We start from the raw sequence: 12,602 nt of genomic DNA, 5'->3' as shown, positions 1-12,602 counted from the left end.
GTGTAATGGTCTATGACTGGATCATCGCCGCCGCCATTTCCTGGATTGTCCTTCTGGCCATCGAGTTCGGCATACGGCGGAACCGCAATGCCTGGCTCCGGCCGACCCTCTGCTTCGCCGTCGTGGTAGTACTCGGCCTTTTGTCACATCTCGGACTTAAGTCCACCGAAGTAGGTCTCAACCACTTCTAAACTCTGCCCTCTAAAAGACATAGCGAGAAATATCGCCGCCCCGGCTGTCAACCCAGCCGGGTTTTTTTCGTCATACACCGAAGTAATGTGCCTATTTTCCGCAGGAATGGAACGAGATTTGCATTGATTTCCTCGGGTTAGTGCTGTGAAGTTGTTATGTAAGGGGTCCGAACAATTCACGGGCTAAAGCAGGACGGAACGATGAGCCTGCATATCTGGGACCCCGAAGGGCGAGGTTTTATCTGGCATGACTCTGCAGGATGTTGCCGCTGAAGCGTTGAGAAATAGTCGTGTTGCCTACTTTTCCATGGAGATCGCATTGGAAGTAGGGTTGCCCACTTACTCGGGCGGTTTGGGTGTTCTGGCGGGAGATACGTTACGCTCCGCCGCGGACATGGGAGTTCCAATGGTCGCTGTGACCCTGGCTCACCGCAAGGGTTACTTCCGTCAGATGCTCGACAGCGACGGACGGCAGACCGAGGCTCCAATGCCGTGGTCGCCTGAAGGCCGTTTGCCCTCGGCCGAGGCGGTCGCTGCCATTACTGTTCAGAACCGTGAGCTCCTGGTTCGCGCGTGGCGCTACGATGTCGTTGGCGTAACCGGGCATGTGATTCCGGTGCTGCTGCTCGATACCGACGTCGAACCGAATGACTCGTGGGATCGCACCTTTACCGACACCCTTTACGGTGGCGACAACTACTATCGTCTCTGCCAGGAAGCCGTACTCGGACTCGGCGGCATCGCTATGCTGCACGCTCTCGGCGTTCAGCCAGAGGTCTTCCATATGAACGAGGGCCACGCGGCCCTGTTGACCACTGCTCTGCTGGAAAACCGGCTGAACGGACGTCCGTTGAGCACGGCTACCGATGAAGAGGTTGAGGCAGTCAAGCAACAATGCGTCTTTACGACGCACACGCCCGTACCCGCGGGTCACGACCGCTTTGGCTACGACCAGATGCTCGCCATCCTTGGACAGGAGCGCGCCGGCCTCTATAGCCGTTTCGGTGGCATCCACGATGGGTTGCTGAACATGACATACGTGGCCCTTCGCTTCTCTCGCTACGTAAACGGTGTCGCAATGCAGCACGGCAAGGTTTCGCAGCAGATGTTTCCGGATACGCCGATCCACTACATCACCAACGGCGTACATGCGGGCACCTGGGTCTCGCCGGCCATGGCTGACCTCTTCGACCGGAAGCTGGATGGATGGCGCGCCGACAACTACGCTCTGCGCGGCATCTACGGAGTCGAGCCGCAGGAGATCGCAGCCGCGCACGCCGTAAACAAGCAGCGTCTGATCGAGACCGTAAAGGAACGCACTGGCGTCATCCTGCGTGAAGATGTCCTGACCCTGGGCTTTGCCCGCCGCGCTGCCACCTACAAGCGCGCGACCCTTCTCTTCGAAGACACGCAGCGTCTTCTCCATATCGCTGAGGCGATCGGCGGCCTGCAGGTTGTCTACGCCGGCAAAGCACACCCCGCTGATGGACCCGGCAAGGCATTGATTCATGAGGTCATCAGCGCAGCCCACGGCCTGAAGCGGAGCCCCATCCACGTCGTCTATCTCGAAAACTACGACATGAATCTGGGCGCGTTGCTTACCGCCGGCGTGGACATCTGGCTGAACACACCGCGGCGTCCCTACGAGGCCAGCGGCACCAGCGGCATGAAGGCCACGCTCAACGGCGTACCCAACCTCAGCATCCTGGACGGATGGTGGATCGAGGGCTGCGCCGAGGGCTCGACCGGATGGGCTATCGAAGACGGCGTAAATGATGAAGAAGAAGCAGTCTCGCTCTACGAAAAACTGGAGAAGGCTGTAGGCCCAGCCTTCCTCGACAAGCAGAAGTGGGCAAAGATCATGCAGCACGCCATCGGCATCAACGGGGCCTTCTTCAATACGCAACGTATGGTCGACCAGTACATCTGCCGGTCTTACCGCCTGGATCGCGCGACTCTGCAACCAGCCAGTCTTGTTGCACCGATCGCCGAAAGCACGCTGGTAAGTGAGACCTCGATATAACCCTGGACACCAAAAAAGACACGAAAAAGAGCCTGCAGCGGGATGCGAAACCGCTGCAGGCTGCGAGTGTTTCGAGGGTCCTCAGTTACTCCTGAGGAGCTTGGTCAGGTAGTCCAACGCTTTTGGATCCTTCGACTGGCCGAGCCAGAAGATCGCCTGCTTGCGTACATCAGGATCCTTGTTGGTTTCTGCTACCTGGATCAGTTGAGCGGCTGCTTCGCCTTCCGGCAGCCGCGAGATCGCGAAGACCGCAGACCGGCGAATGCCTCGGTCCGGGTCATTCTGAACAATTTGACGAAGTTCCCCCGCAGCTCGTTTGCCGGCTTTCTGAGCCATCCAGAACTGGGCCTCTTTGCGGACGTGAGGCGAAGCATCGTTCTTTGCCATCCAGATCAGTTCATCGATGGCTGAGGGATTTTCTTTACCAAGGGTTAAGTCGAAGGCGAGCTTGCCGCGCAGATGTTCATCCTGCTCGGTGCGTGTAAGCTGCAGCAATCCCTTGACGCCATCCTGCCCGCGATGCGCACCCAGCCAGAAGGCAGCCTTCTCACGGACAAACGAATCGCCATTGGTTGTCATGGAAATTAGAGTGCTGGTCGCCGCAGACGATTCATGCTGCGCGATCACCATCACCGAGGCATCGCGCACCCTGCGTTCCTGCGAGGCATTGTTGGCCAGCGATGCGAACTCGCGAATGCTCTCATCCTGAGAGACACCCTCAAGCCACACAAACTTCACCCCGCCGGTATCCAGCTTGCGGTTCGGAGTCGCCACGCGGACCTTTGTGACCGCGCCCTTCTCCATGCGCAACAGAACATTTACATGGTCGAAGTCCTGCCGGTCGCTATCCCGTGCTTCTCCGTCATGGGAGCCCTCCAGATAAAGGGTCTCTCCATCGTTGTCCGAGAAGTGTCCGAGTACTGGGATGGAATAACCCACCCACGCAGTGCTGTCTTTCGCCGCGGCGCTCAGCTCCGCGGACAGACCATGAGCGACGTGCGCGTCGACCTGCACGCCGGTAACAGCCGGTTGCTGGGCCGCAAGCGGTGCAACCAGCCCAAGTGAAACGACGAGGATGCGGAAGGCGATTCTCATGGCCTTTGTCTCCTGATACGAGAGTTTTCGTAAAAAGTTCTTAGGGTATGGGAAAAATCCGGAAAATCGATCCAATTCACTGGATGACGGAGGGATAACTGCCTGTATCGTCCATTTCCGGACAGACGACACAGGCAGGTTGGTTATTGGCGCAACAGCTCGAGCATGTAGTCCTGGGCGACCTTGTCGTTCATCAGTGCAAGCTGCGAGACGATCTGCCGCTTCAGCTCAAGATCCTTCTCACCTCGGGCAATTTCAACCAGCTTCTGAGCATCTCCGGAGATGAACATCGCAGATACGGCAGCCCGCTTCGTCTTCGGATCAGTGGATTGTCGATAGGCATCTGCCAGCGTATCGTTCGCCTTCTTCCCCTGGGTGATAGCCAGCATCTGCATCGCCTGCCGCTGTAGATCGGGGTCCTGCTTGCCAAGCGCGATCTCCCGCAACAGGTTCTGGCACTCGGGCGACTTGTTCTGGCCAAGGACGAAGAGCGCCTGCCTCTTCACCGCCTCCGGCTGATTGCCCCGAAGCAGGTCGCGGATCACCGGGACAGCTCGACTGGCATCCTGGTTCGCCAGCGCGCCCAGCGCAAGGATCTTCAGATCGGCATCGGGATCTCCCGTACTTCTGCGATCGCGCCTGTAGGTATACGAGCCCTCCCCTGCCGGAACCGGCGGCATGGGAGGAACCGGCGGGACGGGGCCGATCGCAAAGGTGTTCTCGTCGTCACCGCTGGACGATGACGATGAAGAGGAGGAGCTGGACGTGGAGGAGCTCGTCCTGCCGTTCTTGCCCACAACCACACGCACATGTCCGGTGCTAATACCCAGGGCGGCGCAATCCTTATTCCACGTGGACTTCGGATACTCGCCCCGCAGTGCACTGCAGGTCGCTGCCGAGTCATCGCGCCGGCCCAGCTTGTTGAGGGCATAGGCCTTCCAGTAAAACGCCGCGTCGGCCTTCGATCCCTTAGCGGCAATGACTTTGTCGAAAGAAACGATCGAGTCCTGCCAGCGCTGCTCGTTCATTGCCTTGGTTCCGGCAGTGTAGTCGTCTTCCCCGGTAGGGGCGCCGGGCTCAGTGATAAAGATTGCGGGCTGTAGGGGACCAGCAGCAAGCGCAACGTGCGCGCAACCAGCGGATGCCAGACCTGCAAGTAAAATCCAGTGCTTCATAAGTGCATCTCCTTTGTGACCAAAAAACTCATTTACTACTGCTTGCCGCTTACCTCGAAGAGCCGTGCTCATCGTTCTGGCGCAGCACACGCAGGTCCAGCAAAAGCCCGTCGGTATTCATCTCCAGCCGCAACTGCCACGTACTCCTCGGTGTCTCCGGCGCATGATCCAGACCGATGAGGACGCGTCCGAGGTTGTCGAGCACTACCGCCTCTGCGAGATCACCGCGGTCGCGCGCTGTCTGCGTATAGACCGCGTTCTTCAGCAGCAGATCGTGTGCCTGGGCGCGTGTCGCCTCATCGAGTGGGCCCTCTTCATGGTTCACCGTGGTGAGCAGACGTTCGGCGGAGTCGAGATGCGCGGAGATCTGCGGATCGTCAGACGGAACATCGGTCAGCGGTCCATGGCCGTTGATAGGGTGCGCCTGTTGATGCCGGCCCACAAGACTCTTCAACGCATCGGTCACCGAGGCACGCTGCGTCGCGGTCTCTTCTCCTCCGCCGGTGTTCGGCATATGGTGCATGCGCAGACCAACCACAATCATGACGACTGCCGCTGCGGCAAAAGCTCCGGCAGCCGGCCACATCCAGAGGGAGAACCACCGCTTCTTCTTCGGCGCTGCCTCCAGCACGGCCAGATTGCCGCGTAACCGCTGCCAGCTCAGGTCCATATCCACCGGCGTCCGCATTGGCACCGGCTCGGCCGAGAAAACACGCAAGGTCTGTGCAACGGACTCGGCCAGCGTGGCACACTCCGCGCATTGCTCGAGATGTTCGCCGATCGAGCGGGCCTCAGAGCTCTCGCCCATCTGGTACGCAATCAGATCTTCTTCGCTATAGTGCTTCATCGCATACCTCCTGCGACGGGTTCCAGGGCACGCCGAAGCTTGGCGACGGCGCGAAAAACAGCCTGCTTGGCTGAGTTGACGGGGACACCGAGCGCCTCGGCGATCTCCGCCATACCGACCTCTTCCATATGGCGCAGAGTGAAAGCAGTGCGCTCCATCGGGGTGAGGGATGCCATGGCGGCATGCCGCAGCGTCGCCGTCTCCATGTCCAGCAGAGCGCGCTCCGGACCGGCGCGGTGGCTGGCCACCTGCACGGTGCCCTCACCCACCTCGTCGGAGACACGCGGCGCATAGACCGAAAGGTCCCGATTTCTGCGCTCTACCAGATTCATGGCCGTATTCATCGCTATCCTCGTCACCCAGGTTCCAAAGGCAGCATCCTGCCGGAACTCCGGAAGTTTGTTGTAGGCGCGCAAAAAACTCTCCTGCGCCGCCTCTTCCGCATCGGCTTCGTTGCCGGTAATGCGGAATGAGATCCGGAAGACGGCAGCGTAGTGGCGGTCCATCAGAACGCGGTACGCGTCCCGGTCGCCGGCAACTACCCGCCGGATCGCCTCTTTTTCTGCCTTCTCCATTTCGCCTCCTTAGACAGGGGGGATAGGGGTGCGGTTAGGTACGGTGTGAAAATTTTCTACCCCAACCAACGCGATGGAGCATTTTCCCTGTGGGTGCAATGCAGGGCTTCCACATCTATGGGTGTTTTCCGCAATGAAAACGCCGCTGCACGACCGTTCTGGGATGCCCAGAAACAGGGAAAACGCTCTAGAGTCTTCTTATGCCGCAACCACCCTACAGTACCGAACGACTGAGATTCTTCCGTTCCCAGAACCTCGACGAACGTGAAAAGAGAACCATGGATCACATCGAGGAGTTCGGATGGGAGGTTGTTATGATCGATCCCGTCCATGAAGGAACTGGCCGACTTACCTCCAAGGCTGGTACGCAGTGCGCGATACTCCTACAACACCATGGCAACGCTTCGAACATGGTCCTGACGAAGACCACAATTAGGGTTCTAAGCGCTGAAGGCGCGTTCCATATCATCCTGGGGCAACGCCCGGTCCCGGTCACATTGAACGACTAAGGGCTGAAGGCCCGCTCTATAACTCGACGCCCAATGCAGCGCGAATCTTATCGCGGTGAGAGTTATCTTCGTGCCAGCTGAAGAATTCTAACGGGGAGAGCAAAGACCGGGCCCATGTCCCCGAGGGACATGGGGCACCCCGTGCATGGGCTCTGTCTAATTCTTCGATACACCTGAGGTTCCACTCGTGGCGCACTAATGCGTGCTACTGGGATCCTTCACCGCGGCTCGCGAAACTTATTCGCCCGCTGGAACTCTTCCCTCAGCTCCGGAGCGCGCAGATGCTCGCGCAGGTGCTGCAACCGCTGCTCCAAGGCCAGCAACGAGTTCGCCAGCGGCGCCGTATTGGTCATGGCAACATCGCGCCACATGCTATACGGCGAGCTTCCCAACCGTGTCATTTCCCGGAGCGCACGGCCGCCGATGGCCCGCAGATCCGGGTCATCGCCGAACGTATCCTCCAGCAGCGCCGACAACGCGGTCGACACCATCTGCGGCAGGTGTGAGACCCACGCCAGCAACTGATCGTGACGCGCCGGCTCAAGGTCCATCACCTTGGTCCCAATCGCCGACATCCACTCACGCCACGCGGTCTCCTCCACCGTCGTCTCCGCATCGACCGGCGTAAAGATCCACACGGCTCCCTGATAGAGCCCTGCCTCCGCAATAGCGGCGCCGCCGGATTCCTTGCCGGCCATGGGATGCCCGGGCAGAAAGCGTGGTCCTGCAGAGCTGGGAAACAGCCTCTGGGCAACATCCGCGATCTGCACCTTCGTGCTTCCGGTGTCGGTTACAAGCTGGCCTGGCTTCAGCACCGGAGCCAGAATCGTCATCCAGTCCAGGATGGCGAGCACCGGCACAGCCAGCAGTATCACATCGCTCTTCCGTGCAACCTCCACCGCGGCCTCGCGGGTGGAGACAACCTCGTCGATCGCGCCTGACTCGTGGGCGATGAGCAGCTCCGCGGGACTGAGATCGAAGCCGGTGATGTGGCCGGAAAATCCCGCAGCCTTCAGCGCCAATCCCGTGGAGGCGCCGATCAACCCGGTTCCGACAATGAGAAGAGAGTTCACTTACTGGGCGTCCTTGTACTCCTCATACCAGGCCATCTGGATCGCCTCCAGCAGACCTTCGGTCGACTTCATCGGGTCGCCCACAAAATCGGGCAGCTCCGTGACAAGTTTGTGCAGGTCCGTGAAGCGGACGGTGAGGGGGTCCAGGTCAGGAAACTTCTCCTGAAGCTGGATACCGATCTCTTCTGCGTCAGACCATTCAATTTCGCGAGGCATGCATCACTCTCCGACAGTTAGTGTATCCGGCTTCGTTCGGTCAACCAGGGCAACCTGTACTGTACTCAGAGTCTCTACATAAAGTTTTCAACTTTTAACTTGCAACTTTTCCGGGCCTATAATCAGTCCGATACGGGGAAGATTTAGCCATGGCCCTGGGTGAAGCGCGAAAGAAGATGCCGGGAAAGCCGGACAAGATTCCGGACAAGCTGTACTTCCGCATCGGCGAGGTTGCGCGCCTGTGTGGCGTGCCGGCCTATGTCCTGCGTTTCTGGGAGAGCGAGTTTCCCAACCTGAAGCCCAATAAGGGCGGTACGGGCCAGCGTCTCTACCGCCGCCGCGATGTGGAGATGGCGCTGCGCATCAAGCAGCTCCTCTACGACGAGGGCTACACCATCGCCGGCGCCCGGCAGGCCTTCAAGACCGAGCAGCGCCAGAAGGATGCTCCGGCGACGCTCTTCCGCGTGGAAGAGAACTCAGATCGAAGCAAGATGGACGGTATCCGGCGCGAAGTTCGCTCTCTGGTGGAGATGCTCTCGCAGCCCCCGGGAACCCCTCCAACGACAACCAAACGGCGCGCTTCCGGACGTAAAGCCTCAAAGAATCCTGAGGATTCCGGGAAGCCCGACGCAACAGACCGTTTATTCTGAAAAGACGATGCAGGAATCCCACAAGCTATCGCAAGACGAGCGTCGCGAAATTCGCCGTATCCCGTGCGCTGCCTGACCTGCAGCCAACGACAGTTCGCCAGCATTCCCGTCGCCGGCCTCTCCGTCCCCGCCAGCATCCGTCACTCCCGCGCACCTGGACCGAAGGAGACCTGGAAGAGCTGGACCAACGGATCGGCGGACGATCCCGCGGCACAGAAGTCGCAGACGCCGTCGTACGCTCCCTACACCACGGTGAAGGTCTCTCAGGGACAGAGCTCCAAGAAGGGGCCTGCCGCCAAAGCACCGAAGCGCGCCGAAGAAGACGACGCTATCTGGTAGCGCGCCCCTTTTCCCACCGTTTCCACTTCCCTGTTCTCCTCCTGGGATAAGTGCAGAATCTGCCTTGCCATGAGGTTCACGGGATCGCACGCCCATAAAATCGTCTCAAAAGCGTACGCATGCAGAACAGCCAGGAACAGACGAACAGCAAACAGCCCAGGCTGCTCCGATGGCTGCAATGGCTGAAACCGGGCGCCACGCACTCAGCCTTTTCCGCATCACTGCTGCTCATGGCCGGCAGCGTAATGAGCAGCGGCGTTCTTGCTCTGATACGGCAGAAGCTCATCGCCCACCTCTTCGGCGCCACCAATGCCACAGATGCCTACATCGGGGCCTTCGAGCTTCCCGACATGGTGTACTACTTCCTGATCGGGGGTCTCGCCTCTTCTACCTTCGTCAGCCTGCTGAGCGGCTACAGAGAACGGGGCGAAGAGGCCGAAGGTGACCGTGCCCTCTCCGTAATTCTGAACACCATGATCCTGGCGTTGGGCGCAGCCATTGTTGCCGCCGAATTCTTTGCACCGTGGTACGTCTCGGTCAAGTTTCCGCATTTCGATGCTCCCACAGCTGCTCTATGCGTCAGCCTGACCCGCATCCTTCTGCCGGCACAGCTCTTCTTCTTTGCGGGCGGTGTCTTTGGTTCAAAGCTGATGGTGCAGAAGGTCTTTTTTTTCCAGGCGCTCACACCCAGCATTTACAACCTGGGCATCATCGGCGGAGCTCTCGTCCTGCATAGCCGCATTGGCGTGCACTCTCTGGCGGTCGGCGCTGTCGCGGGCGCTTTCTGTGGCATGTTTCTGCTCAACGTCTTCGGAGCCCGCCGGGAAGGCATGCGCTGGCAGCCTGTACTCGACCTCCGCCATCCGGCCCTGTGGCAGTGGCTCAAGCTTGCTGCACCGCTCATGATCGGCCAGTCCCTTACGACCTGGGACCAATGGATCCGGACCTACTTCGCCTCCCAGGGAGTCGGTGATATTACCCGTCTGGCCTTTGCGAAACAGCTCTTCAATTCGCCAATGAACATCCTTGGACCGGCGGCCGGAGCAGCTTCACTTCCCTTCTTCGCATCGCTCTACAGTCAAGGCAAACTCGCGGAATTCGGTCAGGCAGTCAATCGCGCCGTCACCCGCCTGATGGCTGTCTCTCTGCTGGCCGCCGGATGGATGATCGCCCTGGCCGGCCCGCTGGTGGACGTCACCCTGCGCGGCGGACGCATGGATGAAACCAGTGCGCGGACGACAGCGTGGTTCTTCACCATCTTCTGTCTCTCACTCTTTCTGTGGACCTCGCAGAACTTATACGCGCGGGCATTTTTTGCCGCCGGCAATACATTCACTCCTATGCTCTCCGGCACGATCGTCACGGCAGTCTCCATGCCTGTGTACTGGCTGCTCTTTCATCGTCTGGGCGTTGAAGGTCTGGCGTGGGCTTCGAATGCCGGCATCCTGCTGCATACCTCTGCGCTGGTCGTGTTGCTGCAACGCAATCGACTCACTCCCGTCTCTGGCCTGGAGTTCGGCGAGCTGGGACGAGCCCTTTTAGCCTCTGTCATCGGCTGGGGCGCCATCGCCGCCGGCTTGCACGCATTGCCCGCATTGCAGGGCCACGTTCAAAATCTTTCTGCAATTGCTGGAGCCAGTGTCGTATGGCTTGGTATCGTACTCGTTGTCCTGAAGGCAACTGGCTCTCGCCTGCCAGGACAGATTCTGGGAAGGTTTGCGCGATAAAACATTTTCCCTGGAGGTGTGTCCATGTACGTCCCCGCGCCGCGCACACTTGTCCTTAGATCTTAATGTTGCTTTGCCCATAGAGGGCCACCCGGCCCGGGTGGCCCTTACCTGATTCGCAACTACTTCTTCAGGCCGAAACAGTAGAGCTTGCCATCGTAGGTTCCGGCGTAGAGCTTTCCGTTCGAGATCGTGACATCAGTGAAGTGATTGAAGCCGGTAATGGTGTCGCCGCTCGACCACAGTTCCTTGCCGGTGGTTCCGTCCAGCACATAGACCGTCGCGTGGTTGGACTTCGCCGCACGAATGGTGGAGTCGAAGTTCAGACCGATGTCAGGCCACGCCTGCTGTGTGTTGTCACCGCTGCCATGCGTGATGATCATGCCGTTGGCGATGACCGGAGGATCGCCGCGGAACATGTCACGCGAGATCCAAGCCGGCTCCAGAGAGGGCTTACCCGCCTTGTCCACCAGCTTGAAGGCAGCGACACCGCCCTCTTTCGCCGCAGGCGTCTGCGTGATGGGGAACTTGGTCTGTTCCGGAGCAGCTGGGCCCCAGAACGGCACGACGACCCAGCGCGTACCGGCCTTGTCTTCCCACGAAGAGACAGCACCCCAGCTTCCCGCGTTCTGGAAGTCGGCGGCGAAGTTGCAGAACAACTCCGTGCGATAGAGGGGAGTGTGATGATCCGGCGTTCCACCCAGATTCTTCGGGTCGAGCAGATAGACCTTGCACTCCTTACCCGAGGCCGCCATCAGCTCCCGGCCCTTGTAGTGGAAGACCGTCGGCGTGTTGTTCGGATCGAGGTCGCGCTTGCGCAGCCAGTCCCAGTTAGGCGGCGTGAACCAGTCCTTCGGATGCCAGTTGCCGTCAGCCTGCAGCTCGAAGCCAACCACCGAGTTGCCGATCAGCGGATTCTTCGGATCCGTGGTCACGTCGTAGATACCGTCGCCGGTCGTTGTCCACACTGTGCCGTCATCGGTAATCACCGGTCCACGGCGTCCCCACAGACCACCGCCGCCAGCGAAACCGACTGTCTTGTGTATAGCCTTGGTCTTCAGATCGACGGAGATGATGCCGCCGCGACCGTGATAGTCGGCGAAGATTACCTGATCCTTGTAGAGCTGTACACCGAACTTGTTGATGACGCCGGTTGCTATCGGACCAAAGACCACCTCTCCGGTCGCTGCGTCCAGGCCGACAACATTTCCCTTGCCGTCAACCATGTAGAGCGTGCGCTTGCCGGCAGCGTCTGCATCCGAGATCGCCGGAACACCTGTGGTGCCGCCGGGCCCAAGGAAATTCATGTGCCGCGGATCCGATGGTCCGCTCCGTTGCGTCCCCGGAGGGCCCTGCTGTTGCGGCGGCGCCGGCTCGAAGGTCTTGCGCCATACCTCCGCGCCAGTATCGGCGTCGAAGGCGTAGATCACATCCGAGACACCCAGAACGTAGAGCATGTTCTTGTCGCCGGAGGCAGTCTTCAGTCCGTGAATCGCGAGCGGCGTCATCAGAGCGTGCAGCGCGTGCGGCTTCACGTCGGTCTGGATCGACCACAACAGCGTAAGGTCTTTGACATTGTCCTTGGTCAGGACGGTTTCGTCTTTGGCCCAACCGGAGCGGGCGTTATCACCACCGTCCATCGTCCAGTTCTGCGCGACAGCGGCGCCACAACTCAAGGCGACGGCAGCGAGTGTGATGAGCTTCTTCATACTCTTATCTCCTCAAAGAGCGCATTACCGCTCGGTCGGTACGCCAAAGGCGTACACGGTGTTGTCATGGGTCGAAACATAGGCTCGGCCATTGGCATAGCCAAGCTCGACATGCGAGAAGCTGGTGATCTGCGTTCCGCTGGACCAAAGTTGCTTGCCGGTGGCGGCATCAAGGATGTACAGCGTCGCGGGCTTGGAAGCCTTTTCTACTTCAGCTACCGAATACGCCGATCCGTCCTTCTTCGCCAGGCGCGGACTCTCACCCGTGGAGAGCGCCATCACCAGACCGTTCGAGATCACCGGTCCCGCAGGCGAGACCAGATCACGCGAGACCCACTGCTGCACAAACGTGGGCTTACCGTCTTTCTCTTCGATCTTGAACGCAACGATCGAGCCGGTCGGAGCCGGGCCGTTGGCTCCGGTCTTCGCGGCTGCCGCTCCGCGAATCGAGGCATAAAGCCAGCGGGCATTCC

The 12,602-nt window shown here is 59.7% G+C and carries 13 protein-coding genes; 5 read left to right on the top strand and 8 right to left on the bottom strand.

Features of this window, described 5'->3' with window-relative positions:
• Both AB4043_RS05880 and glgP read left to right on the top strand, forming a co-directional pair.
• A partial coding sequence (locus AB4043_RS05880; protein ID WP_442306659.1) for a hypothetical protein occupies nt 1–191 on the top strand: 191 nt, incomplete at its 5' end.
• 247 nt (nt 192–438) lie between these two features.
• Entirely contained in the window at nt 439–2,214 is a 1,776-nt protein-coding gene (glgP, locus tag AB4043_RS05875; RefSeq protein WP_442300401.1) for an alpha-glucan family phosphorylase, read from the top strand.
• Nucleotides 2,215–2,295: 81 nt separating this feature from the next.
• On the opposite strand, the gene AB4043_RS05870 is transcribed toward glgP, so the two are convergent.
• The 6 genes from AB4043_RS05870 to iscX all read right to left on the bottom strand — a co-directional run bounded on the left by AB4043_RS05870 (nt 2,296) and on the right by iscX (nt 7,704).
• Nucleotides 2,296–3,309 (bottom strand): HEAT repeat domain-containing protein, encoded by a 1,014-nt coding sequence (locus AB4043_RS05870; RefSeq protein ID WP_442300400.1) that lies wholly within the window; start codon nt 3,307–3,309, stop codon nt 2,296–2,298.
• Nucleotides 3,310–3,452: 143 nt separating this feature from the next.
• Nucleotides 3,453–4,484, bottom strand: a complete 1,032-nt coding sequence (locus AB4043_RS05865) for a HEAT repeat domain-containing protein (protein ID WP_442300399.1) — start codon at nt 4,482–4,484, stop codon at nt 3,453–3,455.
• 49 nt (nt 4,485–4,533) lie between these two features.
• Entirely contained in the window at nt 4,534–5,331 is a 798-nt protein-coding gene (locus AB4043_RS05860; RefSeq protein WP_442300398.1) for a hypothetical protein, read from the bottom strand.
• Complete coding sequence (locus tag AB4043_RS05855; protein WP_442300397.1) at nt 5,328–5,906, bottom strand: RNA polymerase sigma factor; 579 nt, start codon at nt 5,904–5,906, stop codon at nt 5,328–5,330. The genes AB4043_RS05860 and AB4043_RS05855 overlap by 4 nt, the downstream gene beginning before the upstream one ends.
• Before the next feature lie 727 nt (nt 5,907–6,633).
• The gene (locus AB4043_RS05850; protein WP_442300396.1) at nt 6,634–7,488 is read right to left on the bottom strand and encodes a prephenate dehydrogenase; all 855 of its coding nucleotides are present in this window, start codon (nt 7,486–7,488) and stop codon (nt 6,634–6,636) included.
• Entirely contained in the window at nt 7,489–7,704 is a 216-nt protein-coding gene (gene iscX, locus AB4043_RS05845; RefSeq protein ID WP_442300395.1) for a Fe-S cluster assembly protein IscX, read from the bottom strand.
• Nucleotides 7,705–7,853: 149 nt separating this feature from the next.
• Here iscX and AB4043_RS05840 point away from each other — a divergent pair, with 149 nt between their 5' ends.
• The 3 genes from AB4043_RS05840 to murJ all read left to right on the top strand — a co-directional run bounded on the left by AB4043_RS05840 (nt 7,854) and on the right by murJ (nt 10,420).
• Nucleotides 7,854–8,354 (top strand): MerR family transcriptional regulator, encoded by a 501-nt coding sequence (locus AB4043_RS05840; protein ID WP_442300394.1) that lies wholly within the window; start codon nt 7,854–7,856, stop codon nt 8,352–8,354.
• A 63-nt stretch (nt 8,355–8,417) separates the two neighbouring features.
• Nucleotides 8,418–8,693, top strand: coding sequence for a hypothetical protein (locus AB4043_RS05835; RefSeq protein WP_442306658.1), 276 nt, complete (start codon nt 8,418–8,420; stop codon nt 8,691–8,693).
• Nucleotides 8,694–8,812: 119 nt separating this feature from the next.
• On the top strand, nt 8,813–10,420 hold the full coding sequence (murJ, locus tag AB4043_RS05830; protein WP_442300392.1) for a murein biosynthesis integral membrane protein MurJ: 1,608 nt from the start codon (nt 8,813–8,815) through the stop codon (nt 10,418–10,420).
• A gap of 122 nt (nt 10,421–10,542) precedes the next feature.
• Here murJ and AB4043_RS05825 read toward each other — a convergent pair whose 3' ends face one another.
• Nucleotides 10,543–12,129, bottom strand: a complete 1,587-nt coding sequence (locus AB4043_RS05825) for an outer membrane protein assembly factor BamB family protein (protein WP_442300391.1) — start codon at nt 12,127–12,129, stop codon at nt 10,543–10,545.
• Nucleotides 12,130–12,153: 24 nt separating this feature from the next.
• On the bottom strand, nt 12,154–12,602 hold a 449-nt coding region (locus tag AB4043_RS05820), incomplete at its 5' end, for an outer membrane protein assembly factor BamB family protein (protein ID WP_442306657.1).

Source organism: Terriglobus sp. YAF25, assembly GCF_052113305.1.
Taxonomy (GTDB): Bacteria; Acidobacteriota; Terriglobia; order Terriglobales; family Acidobacteriaceae; genus Terriglobus.
The sequence above is the reverse complement of the archived record's forward strand: the minus strand, read 5'-3'. Positions and strand labels throughout refer to the sequence as shown.